The organism is [Clostridium] saccharolyticum WM1, from assembly GCF_000144625.1.
Lineage (GTDB): Bacteria > Bacillota > Clostridia > Lachnospirales > Lachnospiraceae > Lacrimispora > Lacrimispora saccharolytica.
Genome location: NC_014376.1, coordinates 4,459,658 through 4,484,563 on the forward strand (window position 1 = coordinate 4,459,658; position 24,906 = coordinate 4,484,563).

Annotated in this window: 23 protein-coding genes and 1 riboswitch; of the genes, 2 read left to right on the forward strand and 21 right to left on the reverse strand. The window is 46.1% G+C overall.

The genetic code is table 11. The annotated features are described in order from the left end of the window. Positions 1-84 precede the first annotated feature (84 nt). From CLOSA_RS20685 to CLOSA_RS20740, 12 genes are all read right to left on the reverse strand, one after another. The gene (locus CLOSA_RS20685) at positions 85-1,434 is read right to left on the reverse strand and encodes a PTS ascorbate transporter subunit IIC (protein ID WP_013274676.1); all 1,350 of its coding nucleotides are present in this window, start codon (positions 1,432-1,434) and stop codon (positions 85-87) included. Between the two features lie 23 nt (positions 1,435-1,457). Next, entirely contained in the window at positions 1,458-1,739 is a 282-nt protein-coding gene (locus tag CLOSA_RS20690) for a PTS sugar transporter subunit IIB (RefSeq protein ID WP_013274677.1), read from the reverse strand. 20 nt (positions 1,740-1,759) lie between these two features. Next, positions 1,760-3,832, reverse strand: a complete 2,073-nt coding sequence (locus CLOSA_RS20695) for a BglG family transcription antiterminator (RefSeq protein ID WP_013274678.1) — start codon at positions 3,830-3,832, stop codon at positions 1,760-1,762. Positions 3,833-4,070: 238 nt separating this feature from the next. Beyond that, the gene (locus CLOSA_RS20700) at positions 4,071-5,909 is read right to left on the reverse strand and encodes an alpha-amylase family glycosyl hydrolase (protein ID WP_013274679.1); all 1,839 of its coding nucleotides are present in this window, start codon (positions 5,907-5,909) and stop codon (positions 4,071-4,073) included. Positions 5,910-6,010: 101 nt separating this feature from the next. Further along, the gene (locus tag CLOSA_RS20705) at positions 6,011-7,825 is read right to left on the reverse strand and encodes an ABC-F family ATP-binding cassette domain-containing protein (protein ID WP_013274680.1); all 1,815 of its coding nucleotides are present in this window, start codon (positions 7,823-7,825) and stop codon (positions 6,011-6,013) included. A 30-nt stretch (positions 7,826-7,855) separates the two neighbouring features. Then, positions 7,856-8,611: an exodeoxyribonuclease III gene (locus CLOSA_RS20710; RefSeq protein WP_013274681.1), complete on the reverse strand. Its 756-nt coding sequence runs from the start codon at positions 8,609-8,611 to the stop codon at positions 7,856-7,858. Positions 8,612-9,099: 488 nt separating this feature from the next. Further along, the gene (locus CLOSA_RS20715) at positions 9,100-9,417 is read right to left on the reverse strand and encodes an energy-coupling factor ABC transporter substrate-binding protein (RefSeq protein WP_013274682.1); all 318 of its coding nucleotides are present in this window, start codon (positions 9,415-9,417) and stop codon (positions 9,100-9,102) included. Position 9,418: 1 nt separating this feature from the next. Then, the gene (locus tag CLOSA_RS20720; RefSeq protein ID WP_013274683.1) at positions 9,419-10,168 is read right to left on the reverse strand and encodes an energy-coupling factor ABC transporter permease; all 750 of its coding nucleotides are present in this window, start codon (positions 10,166-10,168) and stop codon (positions 9,419-9,421) included. Between the two features lie 179 nt (positions 10,169-10,347). Continuing rightward, a riboswitch (cobalamin riboswitch) is annotated at positions 10,348-10,533 on the reverse strand. A 19-nt stretch (positions 10,534-10,552) separates the two neighbouring features. Further along, positions 10,553-11,395, reverse strand: coding sequence for an energy-coupling factor ABC transporter ATP-binding protein (locus CLOSA_RS20725; protein WP_013274684.1), 843 nt, complete (start codon positions 11,393-11,395; stop codon positions 10,553-10,555). Between the two features lie 43 nt (positions 11,396-11,438). Further along, positions 11,439-12,239 carry a cobalt ECF transporter T component CbiQ gene (gene cbiQ / locus CLOSA_RS20730; RefSeq protein WP_013274685.1) on the reverse strand — a complete coding sequence of 267 codons (801 nt, stop codon included), beginning with the start codon at positions 12,237-12,239 and terminating at the stop codon, positions 11,439-11,441. Between the two features lie 136 nt (positions 12,240-12,375). Beyond that, positions 12,376-14,016 carry an ABC-F family ATP-binding cassette domain-containing protein gene (locus CLOSA_RS20735; protein WP_041709544.1) on the reverse strand — a complete coding sequence of 547 codons (1,641 nt, stop codon included), beginning with the start codon at positions 14,014-14,016 and terminating at the stop codon, positions 12,376-12,378. A gap of 283 nt (positions 14,017-14,299) precedes the next feature. Next, a complete protein-coding gene (locus CLOSA_RS20740) occupies positions 14,300-14,947 on the reverse strand; it encodes a hypothetical protein (protein WP_013274687.1) in 648 nt (215 codons plus the stop codon). A 373-nt stretch (positions 14,948-15,320) separates the two neighbouring features. Here CLOSA_RS20740 and CLOSA_RS20745 point away from each other — a divergent pair, with 373 nt between their 5' ends. Together CLOSA_RS20745 and CLOSA_RS23625 are read left to right on the forward strand one after the other, a co-directional pair. Continuing rightward, on the forward strand, positions 15,321-15,695 hold the full coding sequence (locus tag CLOSA_RS20745; protein WP_013274688.1) for a PH domain-containing protein: 375 nt from the start codon (positions 15,321-15,323) through the stop codon (positions 15,693-15,695). A 211-nt stretch (positions 15,696-15,906) separates the two neighbouring features. After that, entirely contained in the window at positions 15,907-16,371 is a 465-nt protein-coding gene (locus CLOSA_RS23625) for a TspO/MBR family protein (RefSeq protein ID WP_041708733.1), read from the forward strand. A gap of 265 nt (positions 16,372-16,636) precedes the next feature. On the opposite strand, the gene CLOSA_RS20755 is transcribed toward CLOSA_RS23625, so the two are convergent. The 9 genes from CLOSA_RS20755 to CLOSA_RS20795 form a co-directional block, all read right to left on the reverse strand. Further along, complete coding sequence (locus CLOSA_RS20755) at positions 16,637-17,401, reverse strand: amino acid ABC transporter ATP-binding protein (protein WP_013274690.1); 765 nt, start codon at positions 17,399-17,401, stop codon at positions 16,637-16,639. 12 nt (positions 17,402-17,413) lie between these two features. Then, a complete protein-coding gene (locus CLOSA_RS20760; RefSeq protein ID WP_013274691.1) occupies positions 17,414-18,064 on the reverse strand; it encodes an amino acid ABC transporter permease in 651 nt (216 codons plus the stop codon). Between the two features lie 168 nt (positions 18,065-18,232). Continuing rightward, positions 18,233-19,105, reverse strand: coding sequence for an amino acid ABC transporter substrate-binding protein (locus tag CLOSA_RS20765; protein WP_013274692.1), 873 nt, complete (start codon positions 19,103-19,105; stop codon positions 18,233-18,235). 118 nt (positions 19,106-19,223) lie between these two features. Further along, on the reverse strand, positions 19,224-20,858 hold the full coding sequence (locus CLOSA_RS20770) for a flagellar protein FliT (protein ID WP_013274693.1): 1,635 nt from the start codon (positions 20,856-20,858) through the stop codon (positions 19,224-19,226). Positions 20,859-20,912: 54 nt separating this feature from the next. Continuing rightward, positions 20,913-22,202 (reverse strand): dihydroorotase, encoded by a 1,290-nt coding sequence (locus CLOSA_RS20775; protein ID WP_013274694.1) that lies wholly within the window; start codon positions 22,200-22,202, stop codon positions 20,913-20,915. A 139-nt stretch (positions 22,203-22,341) separates the two neighbouring features. Next, the gene (locus tag CLOSA_RS20780) at positions 22,342-22,797 is read right to left on the reverse strand and encodes a threonine/serine exporter family protein (protein ID WP_013274695.1); all 456 of its coding nucleotides are present in this window, start codon (positions 22,795-22,797) and stop codon (positions 22,342-22,344) included. Next, positions 22,794-23,606 (reverse strand): threonine/serine exporter family protein, encoded by an 813-nt coding sequence (locus CLOSA_RS20785; RefSeq protein WP_013274696.1) that lies wholly within the window; start codon positions 23,604-23,606, stop codon positions 22,794-22,796. The genes CLOSA_RS20780 and CLOSA_RS20785 overlap by 4 nt, the downstream gene beginning before the upstream one ends. Next, positions 23,596-24,366: an MBL fold metallo-hydrolase gene (locus CLOSA_RS20790; protein ID WP_013274697.1), complete on the reverse strand. Its 771-nt coding sequence runs from the start codon at positions 24,364-24,366 to the stop codon at positions 23,596-23,598. Before CLOSA_RS20790 ends, CLOSA_RS20785 begins: the two co-directional genes overlap by 11 nt. 146 nt (positions 24,367-24,512) lie before the next feature. After that, positions 24,513-24,815 (reverse strand): hypothetical protein, encoded by a 303-nt coding sequence (locus CLOSA_RS20795; protein ID WP_013274698.1) that lies wholly within the window; start codon positions 24,813-24,815, stop codon positions 24,513-24,515. Positions 24,816-24,906: the final 91 nt, after the last annotated feature.

A 24,906-nucleotide genomic window follows, 5' to 3' on the forward strand; every position in this document is an offset into this window, starting at 1 on the left:
TCTGACAGCGAACCCTGTCTTCCGGTAAAAAAAGCGCTGTAATGCCTGTATATCATCAGGCATTACAGCCTTCCCCATGTATCATTATTTAACGTCTTTCCTGTCAGACTTTACAGCTGAGACAGCGATCATGACTGCCAGCACCCCAAAAACGAATATGGCAGCTGCCATAGGCCCTAACTGTCCGGCTTTCCCCATTAAAAATCCGGAAGCTATAAAATCCAGATCAGAAAAGGTTGTTCCCTGATAACCCAGATCTCCCAGCAGGGGCATTAATAAAAGCGGTGCAAAGGTCAGCATCAAACCGTTTATAAAAGAACCGAATACCGCTCCTTTTACCCCTCCGTTGGCATTGCCGAAAACTCCTGCCGTTGCGCCGCAGAAGAAATGAGGCACAACACCCGGCAATATAATGATTCCGCCGGTAAGAACCAGAATCGCCATACCCACAATCCCGCCGGCAAAACTGGAGAAAAAACCAATCAATACAGCATTAGGCGCAAAGGTATAAACAATCGGACAGTCCAGGGCCGGCTTTGCATTGGGAATCAGTTTTTCTGAAATGCCTTTGAACGCAGGCACGATTTCTGCAAGGATCAGACGGACTCCCTGTAATATAATTACTACACCTGCTGCAAATTGGATTCCTTTTGTAATGGAAAACATGATATAATTCTTTCCGTCTGACCAGTTGTTCTTAATATAGTCCGGTCCGCAAAAAAGCGCAAGAACCACATAAAAGAGAACCATCGTCAGGGAAATGGAAACCGAACTGTCTCTTAAAAATGCAAGGGATTTCGGGAAATCTATCTCTTCCGTTGATTTTGAATTTTTCCCTACTAATTTACCGATCATTGCGGAAGACCAGTATCCGATGGTGCTGAAATGACCGAAGGCCACATCATCGGTTTTGGTTATCTTTTTCATGGTCGGCTGAGCCAGGGCAGGGAATAACACCATAACAATTCCAAGGGCAACCGAGCCCACCACTACGGTCATCGCCGTAGACATGCCGATGGTAATTAAGATAACGCCGATCATGCATGCCATGTAAAGAGTATGGTGTCCTGTGAGAAAGACATATTTAAACCTGGTAATACGGGCAATGATAATGTTGGCAAACATCCCGAAAAACATAATCAAGGCAGTGACCTGGCCATAGTCCTTTAATGCTACCGCAATAATGGCCTCATTGTTGGGCACAACCCCTGCCGTATGAAATGCTTCCTGAAACATTCCTCCAAAGGGAGCCAGGGATGCGACGATCACATCTGCTCCTGCCGATAGTACGATAAAACCCAGAAATGATTTTATGGTACCCCTGATGGTATCTGCTGCCGGTTTTCTTTGCAGCAGCAAACCAATGAACGCAATGAATGCCACTAACACTGCAGGGGTTGAAAGAATTTCCTGAATGATTTTTAAAACAGCCATGGCTTTCTCCTTTCAATGCACAATCAGATTACATTCCGCTTCCTTAACGCCTCTTCCAATTTTTCCTTCAGTTCTTTTTTATCCAGCAGGTTCTCCAGCTCCACCACCCCTTTTAAATGGGTCATTCCCATTGCGATATCTCTTCCTGCAATAAAAAGGTCTGCTGCTCCCGGTGTGGCACCTCCCAAATCACTGTGATCCACCTCGACCCCCGCAGCGCCGATTTCCTTTAACACATTTTTTATATTCATTTCCACCATAAAGCTGCTTCCAAGTCCCGAACCGCAAACCGCCAATATCTTCATATAATTTCCTCCTGGTCTGTTTATGCTTCTTCCATATCAATCAATTCCATCACATCCTCTACGGAACTGCAGGCTAATAATTGTTCCCTGGTATCTTCATTGGTTAAAATATTCGATAATTGAGCAAGGGCTCTTAAATGTGTGTGATTATCAATGGCAGCCAGGGTAATGAAGACCTTCACCGGCTTCTGGGGATTATCCAGCACGCAGACCTCTTCTTCCAGCTTTAAAAAACTCATTCCCAGCCTATGGACTCCTGCCTGACTTTGCGCATGAGGAATTGCTACATAGGGACAGATTACGATATAAGGACCAAAACCCTTCACATTGCCAATCATTGCATTGATGTACTCATTTGTTATGGAACCATTCTCCAATAAAGGCTTTGCCCCCAGCCTGATGGCTTCCTCCCAGGTATTTACTCTGGAAGCAAATAGTATGGTTTCCTTCGTAAGAAGGTCTTTTATCACAGGTAATCCTTCCCTTCCGATTTCTTCTTTCTTATATCGTTTCTGCAGGAGATTTTTTAAGTCACCCCATAACCCCTTCTGGTCATGGATCACCGCGTATTTTTCCACGATTTCCAGGATTGAATGAACGGTGATCCCTGCCTCTGACTTGATCCCAAATACCGATGAATAAACCGCTTCGCTGATGACAATCCGCTCTTCTACCGTTAAGATGGGAGAGGACAGGAACAAATGCTTCTCTGCAGGCACACAAATTCCCTCCGTAGTGGAAAAAACCATATCATAGGTTTCCGGCGGAATCTCTTGAAATTCTTCTGCATTACAAGTGTCCGCGAAATGTATTTCAGGAAATATCTTTTTCAACTGGTTTTTCATCATGACGGAGCTTGCAATCCCGTTCTGGCATACAATAATGGCTCTTTTCCTGATCTTTTCCTGATCCGGCAGCTCCATTACCGTCATGAAATACAAGGCTATGTAGGCAATCTCATCCTCGGGAATCAAGCAGTCCAAATAGTCCCCAAAAGGCTCCAGCACCAATCTGCATATGTCAAACACTTCTCCATACTCTTTTTTAACCTGCTTCAATGCCGGATTCACCACTGGTATCCCATATTTCAGCCGAAAGCAGGCCAAATGCAAATGCATCAGCATATTTTCTGATATGCCAGTCTTTGCCTGCACCTCAGTTCCTGTGATGACCTCAAACCGGTTAATCAGGCTCTGGCACAGTTCCTGCAAAAACACGCTTTCCTGGCTGTAAAGCCGGGAATACATTTTGTCACCTATAACCGTACTTAACAGTAGAACAAATAAATAGTCAACCTCTTCTTCCGGCAAATGAAATGTCAGTGATTCATAAAAAGCTGTAACGGCTGCATAAAGGGGAAGTTGGTTCCACGTAGTCTCATGTATAGAAACAGGCAAGTATGCAATGGACCGGAAGTGATAAGGAAGCAGGCTGATAAAATATATCACCTGAATCAAATACTCCTTCATAACCGGCAGGTTAAATTCCTTAATCAATGCCTCTGTCTTGCCTTTTGCCTCCTCAAAGACCGCTTCGTAAGACCCATCCGAAACAGCCAGTGACATTAATTTCTTACATAAAAAATTGTCTTTTAAATTAATAATTGCAAGCAGCACCAGAGAACGGATTTTAACAGGATCCCCTTCAAAGTAATACCCCTGTTTTCTTGAGTACTTTAATTCCACCTTATACTGCCTGCCGATCTTTGCAATTTTTTTTAAATCACATAAAATTGTATTTTTGCTTGATTGCAGGTTGATAATAAAATGATTCAGCCCCAAGGGCTCCCTTGTACAAAAAATCTGAATACAGATAATCCAGATTTTATTTTCCCCATTGACCGCAAATTTCTGGGGAGGCAGGTTTAATCGGGATACTTTGCTGATGGTTTCCTTATGAATGAGAAATTTGCCTTTTGACAATCTGATCAACTCGATCTCATTTTCTTTCAGCAGCTCATTGATTTTGCCAACATCATATTCAATCTGCCTTTTGGTACATCCCAGCAGATCCATGGCCTTGCTTACGGAAAAATTCCTGTCATTCAGCAAATACTGCAATAAATTGAACGCGCGCTTTTCAATAATTAGCATTGTCCCACCTCTTTTTTATGCAATATATCACTGATTCCCTATAATTATTATAATGAATCAGGCATTATTTTACCATTTTCATTGGTACCTAAATTTGTCACCTGAAATCAGACAAAAATGGACTCATGTCTGTTTGCCGCCCATAAAAAAATGAGAGCAATGCAGATTCATTGCCCTCAGACATATCATAACCGTATATAATTTTTTTACACTGCAATTACAGTCAAACAAAGATGGCCTAATTATTCTTTCCCATAAACACCACAATGGACCTGGAAGGAACCAGAAACCTCTTGCCTTCTGCCGCAGGCTCCTTCCCTTCGGGATACATGCCGTTTTCAACCGTTTTATCCGTATGAAAGACTACATGCCACCGCTCCTTCTTCGGAAGATTGGGCAGATCAAATTCATGGGGCTCCCAATGCATGTTATAGGCCACGAAAAAGTTGTTGTCATGGGTTCCATCCGGCTTCTTTCCATATTCTCCCCAATAAAAAATTCCAAGCTGGCGCCGGAAATTATCAAATTCCGGGCACCATGCCTTTACACCATGGTAAGAAACATCCGGAAAGCCGCAGGCCAGATAATCCATGATCCTGGGCTCCTTAGGCATATGAAATACAGGATGTGCCTTACGAAAGGCGATAACAGCCTTTACAAAATCCAGGATATCCTGATTGGTCCTGACAAGATTCCAATTAAGCCACGACACCTCATTGTCCTGGCAATAGGCATTATTATTCCCTGACTGGGAATTGCCGAATTCATCTCCTGCCATGATCAGGGGAGTTCCCTGGCTTAAAAATAAAAGGAGAAATGCATTTCGCAGCTGCTTCTTCCGAAGCTCCATCACCTTTTTCCGCTTGGTGGGACCTTCCACCCCGCAGTTCCAGGAATAATTGTAGGGATTGCCATCCTGGTTATTCTCTCCGTTCCCCTCATTGTGCCTGGTGTCATAGGACACCATATCCATCATAGGAAAGCCGTTGGTATTGGCCATATAGTTGATGATCCCGTATCCGGCCGGATTTCTCCTGGTACGGAAGGCAAGATTTTTCATCTGCTCTTCATCTCCCTTCAATACCCGGCGCATATCTATGAGAAAACCGTCGTTATACTCCCCCAAGTGCCTGGCCGTACCTTCTGAGACCGGTTCCCAGGAGACAGCAAGCAGCTTGATCCGGCTTAAATATGGATCTCTGCCAAGAAGCTCTAAGGGAATCTCTCCTACCAGATGGATTCCATCCACATGGTATTCATCCGCCCAGAAACGGACTGCATCAAGAACAAAAGAGGGAGGTTCTTTTCCGGTAAAGTAAAGCTCCACGATCACTTCCAGGCCCTCCTTGTGAAGAGCCTTCACGAGGCTTTTAAACTCCAGAACAGGATCATTCCCTGCTGCATAGGAGGCCTTGGGAGCAAAATAACAGCCTGCTGTGTATCCCCAGTAATTTAATTTCCCCGAAGGCTTATCCACACCGGCAGGGTCCCCATGCACATATTCCACCATGATGACCTCGGAAAATTCATTGACCGGCATCAGTTCCACAGCAGTAACGCCTAGTTCTTTTAAGTATGGGATCTTCTCCTCTATGGCATCAAAGGTGCCTTTATTTTTTACCTTGGAAGAGGCATGCTTTGTAAAACCCCGGTTATGAAGCCGGTATATGATGCTGTCCTCATATGGAATCTGAGGAGATCTGTCCCCTTCCCAGTCAAAATCCGTCCCCTTTACGGGAGTCCTTAAAAGAGCCGAAGCATGTTCAAGATCCCCCCATGTCTCCCGTCCGGTAAAGCATTTGCCATAAGGATCAGAAAACAGCTTTCCATCGATTTCAAAGCAGTACTCCAGCCCTTCAAAATTCTTTCCCAGAACGGTCATGTTCCATACGTCGCCCTTTCTAAACTCTGCAGGAAAAGAAAGAGTCTGGTCCGGCTCTTCTGCCCCAGCCTTAAAAATATGGACCTTGCAATTCTCCCCTTTTGCAGCCACACAAAAGCGGATCCCTCCGGATACCTTAGAAAGCCCCATAGGATAAGCCACCATTTCATGCTTTGCAATCTTATACTGTTCCATATCAATTATCTCCTCCGTCTCCTGGTCTGTTTCCGGGACAGTTCCTGCTGATGTTACTGATTGGTTCTACATTCTTCCTTCTTATTTTCAGTTTCTGTGTCTTACTGGTTCTGGATCTTTTCTGCAAGATCATTTAAATACATCCACCGCTCCATCTTTTCCTCCAGCAGCCTTTCCTGTTCTGACTTATCCTCCATCAGTGCATTCAGCCTGCTGAAATCTCTGGCTGCTTCCAATATCTGCTTATCCAGAGCTTGGATCTTCTCTTCCAGGGCCGCCATATCTTCCTCAATGGTATCCCATTCCCTCTGCTCTTTAAAGGAAAATTTAAACTTCCGCTCTCCCTTTGGCTTTTCCCTGCTTTTTTTCTCCGTTGCCTGGGTACCTTTTCCATTCCCCTCAGCCTGACCGGGTATACTCTGGGGATATCTCTCCTGGAAGGCCGCCTGATAATCGGTATAGCCACCTTCATACTGAGTCACCTGACCCTGGCCTTCAAAGGCAAAGATCCGGCGAACCACACGGTCCAGAAAATAGCGGTCATGGGAAACCGCCACAACGATCCCCTGGAAGCTGTCAAGATAGTCCTCCAATATTGTCAAAGTCTGGATATCCAGGTCATTGGTTGGCTCGTCTAGCAAAAGAACATTGGGTGCTTCCATCAGGATCCGGAGCAGATAAAGCCTTCTCTTTTCCCCTCCGGACAGCTTTCCCACGTTGGTGTACTGGACACTGGGCGGAAACAAAAAGCGTTCCAGCATCTGAGAAGCGCTGACGCTTCCCTCCTTTGTTTTCACAAATTCCGCCACATTCCGGATGTAGTCAATGACCTTTACGCTTTCATCCATGTCCTCACTTTCCTGGGAAAAATAACCCATTTTTACGGTCTGCCCTATGGTGACTGTACCTGAATCAGGAGTCAGCCAGCCGGCAATGATCTTCATGAAAGTGGACTTTCCGCTTCCGTTGGGACCTATGATACCAATGCGGTCATTTTTTAGGAATATATAGGTGAAGTTCTTCATCAGCACCTTTTCCCCAAAGGCCTTTGTAATCTCTTGAAGCTCCACCGTGGTCCTCCCCAGACGGCTTGCTATGGAATCCAGTTCCACGGTCTGATCCGCCTCAGGCCCCTTTTGATCCCGAAGGGTCTCATAACGCTGAATATGGGCCTTCTGCTTGGTGGAACGTGCTCTGGCCCCCCTCTGCATCCATTCCAGCTCCACCTTAAGAATGGACTGGCGTTTCCGTTCTGTTGCCGCCTCCATATCCATTCGCTCTGCCTTCAGTTTTAAATACCCTTCATAGTTTTCCTGATAGCTGTAAAGCTTGCCCTTATCCAGCTCCACGATCCGGTTGGTAACACTGTCTAAAAAATACCGGTCATGGGTCACCATCAAAAGTGCTCCCTTAAAACGCCGCAGATAATCTTCCAGCCAGTCTGCCATGCTGCTGTCTAAATGATTGGTAGGCTCATCAAGGACCAGTAAGTCAGCGGTCCCAAGAAGTACGCTGACCAATGCCACCCTTTTTCTCTGTCCTCCGGACAGGGTCTCCACCCTGGAATCAAAGTCCGTAAACCCCAGCCTGGTGAGCATGGCCTTTGCCTGACTTTCTAAATCCCATACATGGTCATGCCCTTCATTGTCCCTGACAATGCTTTCCAATATGGTATCCCCTTCCCAGAATCTAGGATTCTGGGACAGAAAGCGGATGTCTAAATTCCTGCCCTTTACCACAGTTCCCTGATCCGGCTCCTCAAGTCCTGACACCATCCGCAGCAATGTGGATTTACCGGTTCCGTTAATACCGATCAGTCCGATTTTATCCCCCTCATTGATGCTGAAGCTGGTGTCGTCAAACAGCAGCCGTTCCGTATATGATTTTGTTAAATGTTCAATCGTCAGTAAATTCATTTCTTATCGTTTTCTCCTGTCTGGTTCTTTCTAGCAGATCACAAGCTCAACAGGACAGTGGTCGGAGCCCAGTACCTCCGTATGGATGGCCGCTGAGGCAAGCCTGTCCTTTAAGCTTTCTGAAACACAGAAATAGTCAATCCGCCAGCCTGCGTTTTTCTTCCTGGCGCTGAACCGGTAGGACCACCAGGAATAGATGCCTTCCTGCTCCGGATAGAAATAGCGGTACGTATCAATGAAGCCGCTCTCCAGAAGAACGGTGAATTTCTCTCTCTCTTCATCGGTAAAACCTGCATTTTTCCGGTTGGTCTTGGGATTCTTTAAATCAATTTCTTTATGGGCAACATTAAGATCTCCACAAAAAATCACCGGTTTTTTCTCCTCCAGCTTCTTTAAATAGGCCAGGACCGCATCCTCCCACGTCAGCCGGTAGGGCAGGCGGGCCAGCTCATTCTGGGAATTGGGGGTATAACAGGTGACCACATAATATTCCGGATATTCGGCAGCGATTACCCTGCCTTCCCTGTCATGCTCCTCTGCGTTGATCCCATAAGCCACTGACAAAGGCTTCTCCTTTGTAAACAATGCGGTACCGGAATATCCCTTCTTTTCTGCATAATTCCAATACTGGTGGTATCCGGGAAGAGTCAGATCAATCTGACCCTCCTGGAGTTTGCTTTCCTGGATACAGAATACATCTGCATCCATCTCTTTAAAATAATCCAAAAATCCCTTCTCCACACAGGCACGAAGGCCGTTTACATTCCAGGAAATCATTTTTTTCATCGTTTTTCACCTCGGATCAAATATAAAAACAGTATATCATTTTCCCTGCGATTAGGAAAGGGAAGAATTTTTATTCTCTGATACTGATCATGCTATCCAAGGTGTAATTACCGTTGACGAATCCAATTATTTTGAGATATTCTATAATCGAAGGAGAATCGGCCATATATCCATTCACCTGCTGGCAATAGCGGTATTCTATAATCCGGAAATCATATGTATGGGGGGGGGAAATATCGGAAGAGGCCTGGTTTATTGAAGCTGTCAGAAAACAGTTTATAAGCACGTGTCAGAGCTATTGGGGAGATGGGAAATTTATTACAACCAGAATTGATAAATGTATTTTAACAATGATTCCAATTTATTAGGTGCCATGATAAACGTAAATGAAATGATTGAATCTTAATCAGCAAAGAGCGTTCCAAAAAGGTGTCTGAAAGGTCCTTTCAGACACCTCTGATCAGGTTCTGATTCTTATCCCTGTCTGGTTATTTCCCTTTTTCCTGCCATTTTTTCCGTTCCACAAATCGGCCCAGGAAAAAGGCCAGGACTCCCACTCCGATTCCGGTCTGGACACAAAAGAGCAGGCTTTCCACTTCTCCGGGCAGTTCCCCCTGGATGAAGGTTTCCATAACCGGAGTAAACCACGGCTCGTATTCACTTCCCTGGATTTCCGATATCATCTGGCTCCCTGCGTCATCGGAACCCCCGAATTCCGCTCCCTTTCGGGCAAAGAGAGGTACCGCTGCAATCAGGAAGGCAATCACCAGGAGGACGGTTATGATCCTTTTATTTTTTACAGCCATATTACTGCACCTCCTTTAAAAATCCAACAGCCTTCAGCTCCGGAAGGGCATAGGTCTCTAGAGTCATGATGATCACTGTGGTAAGGATCCCCTCAATAACCGCAAGGGGAAGCTGGGTCGGAGCAAAGACTCCTAAAAATTTCAGGACGGAAGCAGAGACACCGCCAACCTCCGACGGATAAGCCAGGGCAAGCTGAATGCTTGTTACACAATATGTAAACAGGTCACCGATCATTGCTGCCAGGAAAATGCTGACCAACTTATGAACCTTCAGCTTCTTCAATAATTGATAGACTCCGAAAGACACAAACGGTCCTGCAATTGCCATGGAAAAGGTATTGGCACCCAGCGTTGTCAAGCCGCCGTGAGCCAATAAAATGGCCTGAAATACCAGCACGATCATCCCCAGAATGCTGACCGCAGACGGCCCGAACAAAATAGCTCCAAGGCCGGTTCCTGTCATATGGGAACAGCTTCCTGTAACCGACGGGATCTTTAACGATGATATGACAAAAATAAAGGCTCCCGACATGGCCAGTATGGTTATGGTCTTCCTGTTTTCCTCAAGCCTCTTCCTGATGGAGAAAAAGCCCGCTGTTAGAAAGGGCAAACAAACAGCTCCCCAGGCGATGCAGTATCCCACAGGGAGATACCCCTCCATAATGTGCATTCCATAAGCGCTTGGAACAATTCCAAAGGCCAGGGCAAATGCAATGACAAGCTTCATGACTCTTTTTTCTTTCTTACTCATTTTCATTCTCCTTTCTGTTTTCCCACCCGGTTTGCTGGATATATAAGGATACCCAGGGGTGTTCCAAATAAAATAAGCACCTTATTCCGATGATTCCCACTCATCAGACCGGCGCCTACAGGGAAAATCTTTGTACAACAAAAAGACTTCCCGGCATCCGGTCATCGCTCGTAACCGGATGCGTCGCAAAGCGAAAGGCAGGTCTTCTGACTCGTGTATCGTCACAGCAGCTCCTCTTCCCGGTTTCCCAGTGATTCATTGAGCTCTGCTCCCCACTTACAGCGGCGGGACCGTAAGGGATTTCCACCCTTTTCCCTATTATCCTGCGGAGAATTTTCACAGGCACCTTTCACATGATACGATTGTATTGTAGCTGTTTATAACCTATCTGTCAATTTTTTTTGCCTCTAAGAGCATTTCCAGCTCTCCGGCATTCCTGGGGCAGCTTCCTCCCTCTTTTAAAACACCGTGCTTTACCAGACTGTTAAAAACCTCCAAAAGGACCGGTTTTTTCAAATTGGCCTGATTTAATACCTGTTCATCCTCAAATACCTCCATTACCGGCCCGTCCGCAATGATGCATCCGCCGGAAAAGATCACCGCCCGGTCTGCAAAGCGGTATGCGAAATCCACATCATGGGTGGAAACCAGAAGAGTTTTCCCCATTTTGTTCATTTTATCCAGGACATTCTCCAGCATTTCCACATTCACAGGATCCAGGGAAGCAGTCGGCTCATCAAATATAATTACCGGGGATTCCATTGCAATGATGTCTGCTATGCTGACCCTTTTTTTTTCCCCTCCGCTTAAATAGTGAGGGGGCCGGTCCTTCATCGGCCCTAAATTCATGTATTCCAGGGCATCTTCCACCCGCTTCTTCACTTCCTCCTTGGAAAGCTTTAAATTCATAGGGCCAAAGGATACCTCTGCATATACCGTTGAGGCAATGATCTGATGGTCCGCATCCTGAAAAACGATTCCAACATTTTTTCTCAGCTCGTTCAATTCCTTATTACCTATTTCTTTCCCGCAATAAAGAATCCTTCCTGAATCCGGGCGGTACACTCCGTTTAAGTTAAGAAAACAGGTGGATTTTCCCGCTCCGTTAGAACCAAGAACTGCAATTTTCTCCCCTGCTTTCACCGTAAGGCTGATTCCTTTAAGCACCTGGTTCCCCTGCCCGTAGGAATAGCATAGATTTTCCGCCTGCAAAAGAATTTCTTTCATCTTCCCATACCCCCTTTCTCTGTTTTATCTTCCGTAAAACTGGTCAGGCCAGCAGACGTACCAAGAAAAGTACCAGAAAATAACCGGCTGCAGTCCATAGCTGCCACCCCTTTACGTTTTTTTCCTCTTCCAGGAACAAAAGCTCTCCATCGTAGCAGCGGGCGGTCAGGGCATCATAATAGGCGCCGGCCTTTTTTAAAGAAACTACGAATAAATTACCGGCCGTTCTGCCAAAGGACCGGCAGGATGTTTTAAAATCGCAGTAGCCGAGCCTTGATTCGGCCGCCTGCTTCATGCAGCACTGGGTGTCCATCATAACGAAAATAAACCGGTAGATCATGTTCATCAGCTCTAAGATCATTTTAGGAACATGAAGCCTTCGGAGCACACTGATGATCTCGCTGGCCGGAGTGGAAAGCACCAGCATGTACATGGCGCTTAAAGCCCCCAGAGCCTTTAAGATCAGCCCCCGGGCCAGCTCCGCGCCTCCTTCTGATAAGTACAGAGAAACTCCGCCAACGGAAAGAAACGCCCTTCCATGAGGTACCGGCGAAAAGCCGGTCACAATGGCGGCTGTCCCTAAAAGAAGAAAGACAATGGGGATCCTAAGAAGCGTGATATAATTCCTCCAGGGGTATCCTCCTGCCAGTATGGTAATGGCAGCCATAGTCAAAAACACCAGTCCAGATACCATCTCATGATCTGCCCCAATGCAAAAAAGCAGGGAGACAATGGCAACTGCTGCCTTAAACTGGGGATTCCAGCTTCTCATCCTTGAAAGATAGGCATAATGGTCAATGGTATAAATAGTTCTCACCTCCTTGTCAAAAAGATTATACGCCATAGGAGGCCATTGTGCAATCACAGCACAGTATCAAGTGGAAAATCCTTCTTTTTTAACAGCAAACTTTCTGCTTCCCTAAATAAAAGAAGCAGCCTGACCATTTAAGTGCCAGACTGCGAACCCTTTAAATCACGATCTATTTATTCTCTTCTTCCTGCTCCTCGGTCAAGGTGAATACCTGCCTCTTACGAGCCATTTCATCACTTGCCAGATACTCGTCATAGGTTGTGATCTTATCGATCAGCTGCCCGTTTACGATCTCCATGATGCGGTTGGCCGTGGTCTCAACGATCTGGTGGTCACGGGAGGAGAAAATCAGAACTCCCTGGAATTTAACCAGACCATTGTTAAGGGCTGTGATGGATTCCATATCCAAGTGGTCCGTAGGCTCGTCAAGAAGCAGAACATTGGCTCCGGAAATCATCAGCTTGGAAAGCATACAGCGCACCTTTTCCCCACCGGACAATACCCGTACCTTCTTTACTCCATCCTCTCCGGCAAACAGCATACGGCCAAGGAATCCGCGTACATAGGTGGCTTCCTTTTCCGGGGAATACTGGGTCAGCCAGTCTACGATGGTATCATCGTTGTCAAATTCCGCTGAATTGTCCTTTGGAAAATAGCACTGGCTGGTGGTAAGGCCCCACTTGTAATCACCCTCATCAGGTTCCATTTCTCCTGAAAGAATCTTGAAAAGAATGGTCTTTGCAAGCTCATTGGGTCCCACCAATGCAACCTTATCCTCACGGGTTAAGGTAAAGGAGATGTTGTCTAAAATCTTCACTCCGTCAATGGTCTTTGATAAACCATTAACAGTAACCACCTCATTTCCGATCTCACGTGCCGGACGGAAATCAATATAAGGATATTTCCGGCTGGATGGCTTAATGTCATCCAGTTCAATCTTCTCCAGAGCCCGTTTTCTGGAAGTCGCCTGCTTGGACTTAGAGGCATTGGCAGAGAAACGCTGGATAAACTCCTGCAGCTCCTTGATCTTTTCTTCTTTTTTCCGGTTGGCTTCCTTCATCTGCTTTACCATCAACTGGCTGGATTCATACCAGAAATCATAGTTCCCTGCGTAAAGCTGGATTTTTCCGTAGTCAATGTCGGCGATATGGGTGCAGACCTTATTTAAGAAGTAGCGGTCGTGGGAAACCACGATCACTGTATTTTCGAAGTTAATGAGGAATTCCTCAAGCCATGCAATGGCATCTAAATCCAGGTGGTTGGTGGGCTCGTCAAGCAGCAGGATGTCCGGGTTTCCAAACAATGCCTGGGCAAGGAGTACCTTCACCTTTGAACCGCCGTCCAATTCACTCATATATTTGTAGTGAAGATCGGTCTCGATCCCAAGGCCGTTTAAGAGATTCGCCGCATCGGATTCTGCCTCCCAGCCATTCATGGTGGCAAATTCTCCTTCCAGCTCTGCTGCCTTTATGCCGTCTTCATCAGTGAAATCCTCTTTCATGTAGATGGCATCTTTTTCTTTCATAATCTCATAAAGTCTGGCATTCCCCATGATAACGGTATCAAGCACCTGGAAGCCATCGTATTTAAAGTGGTCCTGTTTTAAAAAGGAAAGTCTCTGTCCCGGCGTTATGACGATATCGCCGTTTGTAGGCTCCAATTCACCGGAAAGAATTTTAAGGAACGTGGACTTTCCAGCACCGTTGGCGCCGATCATCCCATAGCAGTTGCCTTCGGTAAACTTAATGTTTACCTCTTCAAACAATGCCTTTTTCCCCAGTCTTAATGTTACGTTATGTGCACTGATCATCTTAAATTCCCTTTCTGCAATCTGGTTATCGTCCGCTATGTCCTCCGGCAGCTTGACCTTCCTGTTTTCAGTCCGCCTCCAGATAGCCAAAATCATCAAAATAGGGGTCCATTGGCCCCTTCTTCTGTCATCTCTATTATTGTACATGAAAATCCCGAATTTGCAAGCTTTTTATGAAGTTCCATCAACTTAGAGCTTCCCAACGGCCGATTTCATAAATCCCGGCTGCCGTATATGCCGCCATTACGAAAATCATGCCTGCAAACCCGGGGGGTTCATGATTTTATTTTACAGCTTCCACCCTTAAGGGAAAATTGGACATACTCCCTGCATCATAAGTCACGGTCACATAGGTCACCTTCACCTTTGCTCCGCTGCCGTTACTGTCATTGGCAGCGGTTCCAAGGACATCAGAGTCCAGTCCTTCGCAGTTGTCTTTTATAAAACCAACCTCTGTACCGGATTCTGGTTGAATGGTAAAGGTACTCATGGCCTGGTCCACAACACTTCCTGTCAACTCCTGCACCTTCATGTTCTCCTGTCCATCCAATATCAGAACAGGCTTGGCATTGGCAGCATCGGACCCAGAGATCTCGCCTTTATAAATGACGGTGACGGTCACCTCCGGTTCCAGCGCAAAAGTAGTTTCCACACCGGCACCGCTTAAATCAAAAATCAATTCCTTGTCTCCGCTTTGGATGGTCATGGACCCTAGATTATCCGCAACCTCTCTCACCTTACCCGTTAAAATCTTAAATTCTGCTCCATTGCCCGGAGCTTCCTGGCTGACTGCTTCCGTAGCTTCGGTGGCGGGAGCCGTGGTTTCCGTTCCCGTATTGGCCACACTTTCCGTATTCTTTTCTGATTTTCCACAGGCTGTAAATAAAAATGCCGCGCATACAGCCATTACTATCATCCATGTTTTCTTCATAAGCATCCTCTTCTTTCTTTCCTAAATTACCTATGATTCCACATTTAGTATATCATGCGTTTGTGAAAAATCTTTATCTTTTTTCTTAAGTAATTTTAATATTTGCCTAAAAATGGTAGTTTTCCGCTTAAAATCGAGGTTTTAGAGACTTACAGTCTCACCAGGTTTTACCACCTAAATGCAGTCAAAATGCAGGCAGAAAATGATATAATTCACTCACGAAAATAGCGAGCTTGGAATTTACTATTCTCTACTTGTAAATTTTTCCAATTTTCCTTATACTATAAGTTATGAACAATCAGAAAACGGAAACAGTTTTAAGGTTTTCAATCTTCTATATTTTTAATAAAACGAAAGAAAAGGTGAAATGATTATGGCTGTAAATGAATTACAAACAATGATGACTTGGACGTTCTCTTCAAAATGCCCGATCCCTAATGATGTGCAAGGTATGCTAATTGATGGAGAAACCGCCTTGCACGCCTACAAAACAATCCGGGATGTTGCTATTTTTACAAATAAGAGACTTATAGTAAGAGATGCGCAAGGGATCACCGGGAAGAAAGTTGAAATCTATTCCTTGCCATATTCCTCAATTAATATGTACTCAACAGAAAATGCAGGCAAATTATTGGATATTAACTCCGAAGTAGAATTGTGGACGCGTGCAGGGCACATTAAGATCAACTTAAATAAGTCTGTAGACATTAGAGAATTTGACAAAATTCTCGCTTCTGCTATTTTATAGAGAGCGCCTGCTTTCCTTGCCAGGAAAGTGTAAGCACCCTCACACTTAAGCTTTGAACCAAAAACACCCGGTGCTGACAGCACCGGGCTGCTGGGCGTATTTTATACTCAAGCCAGTAGCGGCATCACAATTTAAGAAAGGAAAGTAATTATTCGGCATATCATTTAACGTAATATCATATATTGTCATAAATATCCCTGGGGTGCGTTATATGAAGCCGCAAAATAAAAGTGTTCTCATAATATCAATTCTTATTCCATTAGCGATCGGATCTTTATCTGCTCTTATCAGCGGGAATATGTCCATGTATTCTTCCCTGAATAAACCTTCATTCAGCCCTCCGGCCTATATATTTTCTGTTGTATGGACGTTCCTTTATATTTTGATGGGAATATCATCATACCTGATTTTTGTCTCAGGAAATGCAAGCTCTGGGAAAGCCTTGATCCTTTATGGAATTCAACTATTTGTTAACTTTTGCTGGAGTATTATTTTCTTTGGCTTTTCTCAATATTTACTTGCATTTTTATGGTTAATATTACTAATCATTCTAATCATTCTAATGATCCAGCAGTTTTATAAAATAAATCCTGTAGCAGCATACCTACAGATCCCATACCTTTTATGGTGCATATTTGCAGCTATTCTGAATTATACAATTTTAATGTTAAATTAAAGTCTAATTCTCTGGCCGAAGCCCGAAGCTCCGGCCATTTTTGTGATAATTGCCCAACACTCTTTTGCTTAATACCTGACTTGGAATAAGGAAGAGTCAGACTTACTTTGCTTCAGATCTGTATATTTAAAATAAGAATATCTTGTAATGATTTGTAATATTTTGTCGTGTTTTCAGACATTAACAATCAATCCACAATTATTTCCACATTATTGTGGATAACTGTCGTTTTGAGCAATAAAATACAACCCGCCTATTCCATTTCCTACAGAATTTCTCCATACCTTCCCAAGAAACTCTGAGTACGCTGGTTGCCGGAGGAAAATACTTTTTCCGGTGTTCCTTCCTCGACGATCACACCGTCCGCCATAAAAATGACACGGTCTGATATATCCCTGGCAAAGGCCATTTCATGAGTCACAATGACCATAGTGATGTGCATATCTGCCAGGGATTTGATGACCTTTAACACTTCTCCCGTCAGCTCCGGGTCCAGAGCGGAGGTGGGTTCATCAAAAAACAGGATCCTTGGATTCAAGGCCAGGGCCCTTGCTATGGCCACACGCTGGCATTGTCCCCCGGAAAGCTGACAGGGATAGGCTTCTGCTTTATCCTCCAGCCCCATCTTGCGAAGAAGCTCCATGGCTTCAGAAAGAACCTCTTCCTTATCCCGTTTCTGCACATGAATGGGAGCATCCGTAATGTTTTTTAAAACCGTCATATGGGGAAATAGGTGAAAGTTCTGGAATACCAGGCCGTAATTTTTTTGTATTTCTTTCCGCTTTTCCCCTTTGGCATAAACAGCCTTTCCATCGGGCCCGTTCCATGCGGCCTTTTCTCCCAAATAATTAAGCTCGCCTCCATCCATCTGTTCCAACATGGTGGCGCACCGAAGCAGGGTGGATTTTCCCGAACCGGAAGGACCGATGATGGATACGATCTCCCCTTCCTCTACCGACAGGGAGATATCCCGAAGCACGCCCTGGCCATCAAATGCCTTTTTCACATGGTTCATTTCCAGTAAGTACATCTTCTCATCCTCCTATTGATAATAGTTCATCCGTTTTTCTATGTATTCCATCCCCACCGCAACGATAAGGTTGAATATATAATAGAATAATCCTGCCGCCACAAAGGGAATAAGACTTGTCTGGGAAGAAGCCAGGGCCTTGGCAACTGCAAACATCTCTAAAACGCTGATGGTAAAGGCCAGGGATGTGTCCTTCACCAGAGTAATGACCTCATTGGTCACAGACGGCAGGATCCGTTTCACCACCTGGGGAAATATGATACGGAAAAAGGTCTGGGTTTTTGAATAACCCAAAAGCTTAGCGGCCTCATACTGCCCTACCGGCATGGACTGGATCCCGCTTCGGTATATTTCCGCAAAATACGCTGCATAGTTGAAAACAAAACCAATGAATGCGGCCCAGAGGCGGTACCCGTTTCCCACCTTCATACCGAATAAATTATAGGGGCCAAAATAAACCACCATCAACTGAAGCATCAGCGGAGTTCCTCTCATGACTGAAATATAAAATTTAACAATGGCCTGTACAACAGGGTTTTTTGACATCCTTCCAAAGGATACCAAAAGCCCCAGGGGCAGTGAAAAGACCAGGGTAACCACAAAGATCTGGATGCTGACCCACATCCCCCCGGCCAGTTGTAATAATATCTTCGTTAAAGTCATGATTTCTCCTCCATGTTCTCTGAAAAACTAAGAAAAACACGCTATTCCGGTTTTTCTAATTGCCACGGCATTGACCGGCTGAATATGCACGCACATCTCCTCAAATCATTGCTGGCGCAAATGAAGTCCGGCCCATAAAACCGGGACCGGAACTCCTTTTTCTTTTTCTTATTTTACCGTTGTTACATCTTTGCCAAACCACTTTTCTGAGATCTTTTTAAGAGTCCCATCCGCTGACATAGCTTCCAGCTGTTCCTGAACCTGGTCTCTTAATGTTTCATTGCCTTTCTTAAAGCCTACCCCGTATTCCTCTGCGGCAAGCGCTTCATCCAATATAATAAAATCTGCTTTTCTCTGCTCAATCTGATAAGCCGCCACGATCACGTCCATGGCAATGGCATCCACTGCGCCCATTTCCAAATCCATAAAGGCTGTATTGTAATCCGGTGTTGTCTGAAGAGTACCAAAGGTACCGGCCAGCTTTTCATCCGATTGCAATGCCTTTTCTGCAGAGGAATCCGCCTGTACTTCAACGATCTTTCCTGATAAGTCTGCCAGAGTCTTGATGCTGGAATCCTTTCCCACCACAAACACCTGGCTGTTTTCCATATAAGGCTTTGTCCAGGTATAGCCTTCTTCACGCCCTGTAATGGTAAAGCCATTCCAGATACAGTCAATGTTTCCGGATTCCAGCTCCATGTCCTTGGCATCCCAGGCAATAGGCTGAGGAACAAATTTCTTACCAAGGCGGTTTGCTACCTCCTGTGCCAGCTCCAGATCAAAACCGGTATATTCTCCGTTTTCTCCTACAAAGCCCATAGGCGGGAAATCCTGATCAAATCCAACCGTAAAGGTGCCGGTGCCGGCTTCTTCCTTTTTTCCTGCTTCTGTTTCTTTTGCCGTTTCATTTGCTGATTCCTTCGTTGTTGATGCTGCCGGATCGGAAGCCGCAGAAGCTGTAACCGCATTCTTTTGACCGGAACAACCACTGGCCAGGACTGCTGCTCCAAACACTGCTGCTAATAAAATCTTTTTTTTCATAATTGCATCCTCCTCTTGTTTTTCATGTGCTACCATGGTAGCACAGTAAAGCGTTTCTGTAAAGAAGAAGTTTCTGTAAAGAAGAAATTTGCAGTTATAAAAATTAGATTGCCGCTATTTAAAAAAAAGAGAAAAATAAAATCAGGATAAGAATGACGATCCCAGCCCCAGCCAGGAAAACCGGGGTTGCTGTACGTCCCCCTCGTTCTGAAGGCGGCTCAGGCTCCGCAAGCATTCCCCATGGACTGAGTTCCATGATTCCAATGGGGATCCCGCCCAGATCCTCTCTTCCCATAAAGGACAGAAACTCCTTCCAGTCCCTTTCCACAATCTTTTTTCCCTCTTTCCAGTCTTCCCTTGGATCTTTTTTCTCCCTGGTAAAAAAGGAACCGGAATCTTTCCTGTCCTCCAGGCATTCCTTGTTCTTCAGAAACTGCTGATAAGCATGTCTTATTCCCTTATTTACAGTCTCCCTCAAATCCCTGGTGGTCTGATAGAGGTTCATCATGTAATAGTAGACCTTATAGGCCGCCCTTGGCTGAAAAAGGGGACTCCTGCTTCCAGACCTTTTCATGATGCTCTCTGACTGCTTAAAAGCATCCTGTATATAGTAGTCGATCATCCGGTCAACGGCTTCCCGCAGATCCGCGGCCAGCCCTTTGTTGATTCCGGAATAAGCCCCATAGGTTTGGGATTTCATTGCCATCACAGCCGCCAGAAACCCATAAAGCTCCTCACTTCCCCCGGAAAGGCCGGAGGCCTTTAACAGATTTCCACGGCGGTTTATATACCCTGCAAAACGCTCCGCAGATTCAAGATCATCGGAAGAATAAACCGGATTTTTCCCCATGGAGGTAATAGAGGTCTGAACCCCCTGGGCCTTATCCGGCTTACTTCCGGGAATTCCCATTCCATCCAGAACGGATATGGGTACTTCCCTTCGCATACGCTGGGCATACTGGGGATCATTCTTGATCCGCCCCTCCCCGGCTGGCTGGTAGATCATTCCCTGTTCTCCGTCATTTCCCGATTCGTTGACCGGAATTCTGATACTGCCCGGATTGAATGAAGTCAGATCCCCGGCACTCCCCGGCTGACCTTTAAAAACCAATTCCAGTTCTCCGGGGCTTAAGGTATTTCCCGTGACGCTGCGGTAAAGTGCGGCTTTTAAGGCTATCATGGAGCTTTGGGAGCCATATTTTCCGAGAAGCGTTCCCAACTCCCCCATGCGGGCTTCCAGTACCTTCATAAGAATATCTGATAAGACGGCATCCAGTGCAGCAAGCTGACCCTCCTGTACTCCTGCCATGGTATTCGCAAGTATGGCACGGAGCAGTTCCTTATAAATCCCTGCCAGAGCAGCCAGTTCATCGGAAAAATTCTTTGCAGCAGAAGGACTCCAGGCCAGGATATCCGCCCACGCCAGATCCGCATTTTCCTTTCCCCACATTTTATCAAGATCTGTGAGTTCCTCGGGACTTAGCTTATAATATGCACTTTCTTCCGACAGGGATGCCTTATCCGTATCCCTGCCCGGCCTGGCCTCTCTGGTATCCCTGGTATCCTCGTTGTTTTCCCGGCTGGTTTTCTCACGGCTTTCCTCAACATTACGGCTCAGCTCTTCCATAAACCGTTCTCCGGCTTCGATTTTTCCCCTTATGTCCGCTTCCTCAACAGCCCTTTGAATATCCCCAGCCCCAGTCTCGCCAATGGGAGCCCCGGCGGCTGTGGGTTCCTGTACCTTTATCTCCATATCCTCTTCCCTTTTTGGCTCCTTTCACGAAAAGTCTTATTGAACCAGCTGCAATCAGTCCTTTTCATCCTGATAGACGATCCTCCCGCTGCAAATGGTATATTTTACTCTTCCAAACAGCCTTTCACCTGTAAACGGAGAGTTGGAGGATTTTGATACATATTCTCCTACGGTCCATTCTTCCTTCGGGTCGAAAATCACCAGATCCGCGGCCCCTCCTTCTTTAATGAAGCCAAAATCCAGCCGGTACAGCCTGGAAGGATTTAAACTCATTTTCTCCATCAGCTGCATCATGGTCAGATGGCCGGGACGGACCAGATTAGTCACCCCCAGCCCCAAAGCCGTTTCAAGACCGATGATTCCGCTAGGCGCTTCCGTCAGCTTCTTTGCTTTTTCCTCAGCGCTGTGGGGTGCGTGATCCGTTGCAATGATATCAATGCTTCCATCCTTTAGCCCCTGGATAATGGCCATTCTGTCCTCTTCTGTCCGAAGGGGGGGATTCATTTTCGCCAGGGTTCCATGCGTTAAGACGGCGTCCTCTGTCAGGGTGAAATGATGAGGCGTTACCTCCGCATAAACCTGTGCCCCCAGCTCCTTTGCAAGCTTCACCATCTTTACCGAAGCGGCGGAACTGATATGCTGGATATCCACCGCTGCACCGGTATGAAGGGCAATCATACAGTCCCTGGCAACTAGGCAGTCCTCCGCCAGGGCGGGAGAGCCAAAGATCCCTAGCACATCGGACACCCTGCCGTGGTTGATCCCATTATTTTCGATAAATGCAGGGTCCTCCTCGTGAAAGCTCAGCGGAACGTTAAGTTCAGCCGCCCGTTCCATGGCCTCCTTTACCAGCTTTTCATCAAGAAGAGGGATTCCGTCATCGGTAAATCCTACGGCCCCATGGGCCTTTAACTCCTCCATATCCGTCAGTTCTCTCCCTAGAAGCCCTTTGGATACTGCCGCTGCCTGCAGAACATGGATGCCTGTTTTCTTCCCTTCCCGCTCCACATATTGAAGGGTCTCCAGGTTGTCAACGGGAGGCTTGGTATTGGCCATACAGACTACCGCTGTAAACCCTCCTTTTGCTGCGGCTCTGGCTCCGGTCTGAATATCCTCTTTATATGTAAGCCCTGGATCCCGGAAATGGACATGGACATCAACAAATCCTGGGGCAACAATAAAACCGGAAGCGTCAATCACCACATCCTCTTTGGAGGCCGGAAAGGCATCCAGCTTTATCTGTTCTCCCACACCTGCGATTTTTCCGTCTGCAATACAGATATCCATGTTTCCTTCCACCTGGTTCCCAGGGTCAACCACATGAGCATTTTTAATCCAAATCATCTTCTATTCCTTCCCTTCTCTTTTCATTCTGTAAACTACAGGAAACTTGCATCGCGTATTTCCTGTAGTTGCCGCAGCAGCCTCCAAATAATCATGCAAGCATGTTCATTCGGTATCCTGCAGGACATTACGGGACATTTCATATATCGTCCGATTGCACCTGTTTCTTTGCAGCAAATCGAAAAAAACCCTGAGGCAGTTCAAAAACAAAGACTATGCCAAGAACAATGGCAACCGCCACCTTAAGGGCAAGAAAACCGGTCCGAACCGCAAGCTCCAGTTCATTCGTCACGATATAATAAGCGGTCCAGTATACTCCGGCCCCAGGCACCAGGGGAAATATACCGGATATTAAAAAAATAGTCACCGGACAGCGCTCCCTTACGGCAAAGGTCCTGGACAGAAGGATCACGACAATGGTGGCTGCCAGCGCGGCTGACGGAGCCGTCACTCCATTCATAAGCCCGGCATATACAAGCCAGCCGGATCCGCCGATCAGGCCGCAATAAGGATAAAATCTTCCCGGCACCCCGAATAAAAGGGAAAACGCAACCGTTCCGGTAACTGCTGCGGCGGCTTCCGCAATCACGCTCATAAAAGCACACCTCCTGTCAGCCGGTGAAACAGGCTGAAAACCAGCCCAACGCCCATGGCTATGCAGAAAAATACCAGCAGCGCATCCAGCATCCGAACGGAGCCTGAGATATAATCACCGTCTGCAATATCCCGAATGGCATTGGTAAATGCCACCCCAGGGATCAGAGGCATGATGGAACCGATGATCATGAAATTCAAATGTTCTCCAAAATGAAGCAGATACAGAACCGTACAAATAAAGGTCACCAGGGCTCCTCCCCCGATGTTTCCCACGATCTTGGAAAGATGAGGGCTGCTTACAAAGATTACATAAACATATAGAAGAATTCCTGAGCCAAATGCCGAAAAGCTGTCTTTTAAATTACCTCCAAACAGATAGCAGAAACAGGCACTTCCAATGCCGGAGGCCAGGATCTGCATGATCTTTGATTTACCCGGCATGATCCGGATCTGATCCAGCCGCTGTCTTACGTCACCGGGGCTTAGGCGGCCCTTTTCGATCTCCCTGGATAACTGGTTTACCGCCGCCACCCGATCCAAGTGAGTCCCGCTTACCGGAATGTGCTGGACCTTTGCAAATATTTCTTCTCTTTCATTGCCGGAGGTGGTAAAAATCCCATTGCTGAGGACAAAAGAATTCCCGGACCTTATCCCATAGTGGCGGCAGATACGGTCCATGGTCTCCTCCACACGGAAGATCTCCGCTCCGTTCTCCAACAAGATATGCCCAGCCTGCATGGCTGCCTCCAAAACCTCTCTCTGTTCCTCCGCGGTCAGATCCCCCGGCTGTTCCATCTCATTTTCCATAAGAGTTTATCTCCTGCCCGATTTCAAAGCATTCCCCGTCTTCCCGGATATTTACAATCCTTTCTCTGTATGGTGCAGAAATTTCCAAATCCTTCAGCCTGCCAATGACGGAAAAATCTCCCCAGAAGTGCATGGGAAACACATGGTTTACCCTGGTCTTTCTCATGAATTCATCAAAACCAAGGCAGAAAGCCTTCTCCTGTCTGGGATCCAGAGGGAGAAAGGCCGCATCAATGTCCATGCCATCCAGCTTGTCTACTTCCACGGAATACTGCTGTGCCATACGGTCATTCCAGTCATCGGGTTCTCCTTCCCATCTCCAGTTGTTTAAATCCCCTCCATGGTAAATGACCCTTTCCTCCGCTTTTACCAGAAATGCTACGCCTTCATCTGTGGAACGAAGGGTAAAAATTTTTACTTCCCCCTTTTTGTCTCCAGAGACGGGGCCTGATAATCCCTCTTTAAAAATACAGAAGCCGGTCTTTTCTCCGGGCTTCATAAAAACTGCCTCACTGGAAAGCTCCGCAGGCAGCCGCCCCTTTGAGATATCATCCGACAGGATGTATCTGGTTTTTTCATGCTCTTTCATAAGCCCAAATATTTTTTCAGAAAAATGGTCCCCATGGCGGTGGCTTGCAAATACCAGAAGGGGCATCTTGTCATTGATCTTTGGCAGGGTACCCTCTGTGTAATCAAACAGCAGGGCCACTGTCTTAAGCTCCACCAGAAATGCGCTGTGATGGATATAGGTGATTTTCATTGGAAAAGACCTCCTTTTATGGCTGTTTGAAAAAATTATATCACAACCGATATCACTCTGCATAGCAGGCGGATGCAAAAAGGGCGGGAACAATTGTCCCCGCCCCGGAAATTTTACATTCCTGACCGATTTAATAATTCAGCCGATTAGTTTGCTGCTTTTGTGGATTCTGCTTCTGCAGACTCTGATTCTGCTGCATCAGCATCAGCTTCTTCGCTGCTCTCCTCATCGGAAGATTCCTCTAAGGAAACTTCTTCTGTTTTGGATTCTTCTACAACTTCCTTAGACTCATTTGCAGTGGTTGCTTCCTCTGTGGTAGCTTCCGTTGTGATGGCTGCTTCTGTGGCTGCTGTTGTTTCAGCAGTCTTGGTGCTGCCACATGCAGAGATGGATGCCATGGTTAATACGGCTGCTCCTGTAAGTACCAGTTTCTTTGCTGTTAATTTCATAATAATTCTCCTCCTTGCGACTACATAGGTGTTATTGTTCTTTGTTTGCCGCGGCTTCCTGTTGACCTATGTCCTTGAAGCCGAGTCCAAG

Bases quoted from the DNA above. Each gene is read 5' to 3' on its own strand.
- CLOSA_RS20685 (WP_013274676.1), bottom strand. From the start codon at position 1,434: ATGGCTGTTTTAAAAATCATTCAGGAAATTCTTTCAACCCCTGCAGTG.
- CLOSA_RS20690 (WP_013274677.1), bottom strand. From the start codon at position 1,739: ATGAAGATATTGGCGGTTTGCGGTTCGGGACTTGGAAGCAGCTTTATG.
- CLOSA_RS20695 (WP_013274678.1), bottom strand. From the start codon at position 3,832: ATGCTAATTATTGAAAAGCGCGCGTTCAATTTATTGCAGTATTTGCTG.
- CLOSA_RS20700 (WP_013274679.1), bottom strand. From the start codon at position 5,909: ATGGAACAGTATAAGATTGCAAAGCATGAAATGGTGGCTTATCCTATG.
- CLOSA_RS20705 (WP_013274680.1), bottom strand. From the start codon at position 7,825: ATGAATTTACTGACGATTGAACATTTAACAAAATCATATACGGAACGG.
- CLOSA_RS20710 (WP_013274681.1), bottom strand. From the start codon at position 8,611: ATGAAAAAAATGATTTCCTGGAATGTAAACGGCCTTCGTGCCTGTGTG.
- CLOSA_RS20715 (WP_013274682.1), bottom strand. From the start codon at position 9,417: ATGGCTGTAAAAAATAAAAGGATCATAACCGTCCTCCTGGTGATTGCC.
- CLOSA_RS20720 (WP_013274683.1), bottom strand. From the start codon at position 10,168: ATGAGTAAGAAAGAAAAAAGAGTCATGAAGCTTGTCATTGCATTTGCC.
- CLOSA_RS20725 (WP_013274684.1), bottom strand. From the start codon at position 11,395: ATGAAAGAAATTCTTTTGCAGGCGGAAAATCTATGCTATTCCTACGGG.
- cbiQ (WP_013274685.1), bottom strand. From the start codon at position 12,239: ATGGCGTATAATCTTTTTGACAAGGAGGTGAGAACTATTTATACCATT.
- CLOSA_RS20735 (WP_041709544.1), bottom strand. From the start codon at position 14,016: ATGATCAGTGCACATAACGTAACATTAAGACTGGGGAAAAAGGCATTG.
- CLOSA_RS20740 (WP_013274687.1), bottom strand. From the start codon at position 14,947: ATGAAGAAAACATGGATGATAGTAATGGCTGTATGCGCGGCATTTTTA.
- CLOSA_RS20745 (WP_013274688.1), top strand. From the start codon at position 15,321: ATGGCTGTAAATGAATTACAAACAATGATGACTTGGACGTTCTCTTCA.
- CLOSA_RS23625 (WP_041708733.1), top strand. From the start codon at position 15,907: ATGAAGCCGCAAAATAAAAGTGTTCTCATAATATCAATTCTTATTCCA.
- CLOSA_RS20755 (WP_013274690.1), bottom strand. From the start codon at position 17,401: ATGTACTTACTGGAAATGAACCATGTGAAAAAGGCATTTGATGGCCAG.
- CLOSA_RS20760 (WP_013274691.1), bottom strand. From the start codon at position 18,064: ATGACTTTAACGAAGATATTATTACAACTGGCCGGGGGGATGTGGGTC.
- CLOSA_RS20765 (WP_013274692.1), bottom strand. From the start codon at position 19,105: ATGAAAAAAAAGATTTTATTAGCAGCAGTGTTTGGAGCAGCAGTCCTG.
- CLOSA_RS20770 (WP_013274693.1), bottom strand. From the start codon at position 20,858: ATGGAGATAAAGGTACAGGAACCCACAGCCGCCGGGGCTCCCATTGGC.
- CLOSA_RS20775 (WP_013274694.1), bottom strand. From the start codon at position 22,202: ATGATTTGGATTAAAAATGCTCATGTGGTTGACCCTGGGAACCAGGTG.
- CLOSA_RS20780 (WP_013274695.1), bottom strand. From the start codon at position 22,797: ATGAGCGTGATTGCGGAAGCCGCCGCAGCAGTTACCGGAACGGTTGCG.
- CLOSA_RS20785 (WP_013274696.1), bottom strand. From the start codon at position 23,606: ATGGAAAATGAGATGGAACAGCCGGGGGATCTGACCGCGGAGGAACAG.
- CLOSA_RS20790 (WP_013274697.1), bottom strand. From the start codon at position 24,366: ATGAAAATCACCTATATCCATCACAGCGCATTTCTGGTGGAGCTTAAG.
- CLOSA_RS20795 (WP_013274698.1), bottom strand. From the start codon at position 24,815: ATGAAATTAACAGCAAAGAAACTGGTACTTACAGGAGCAGCCGTATTA.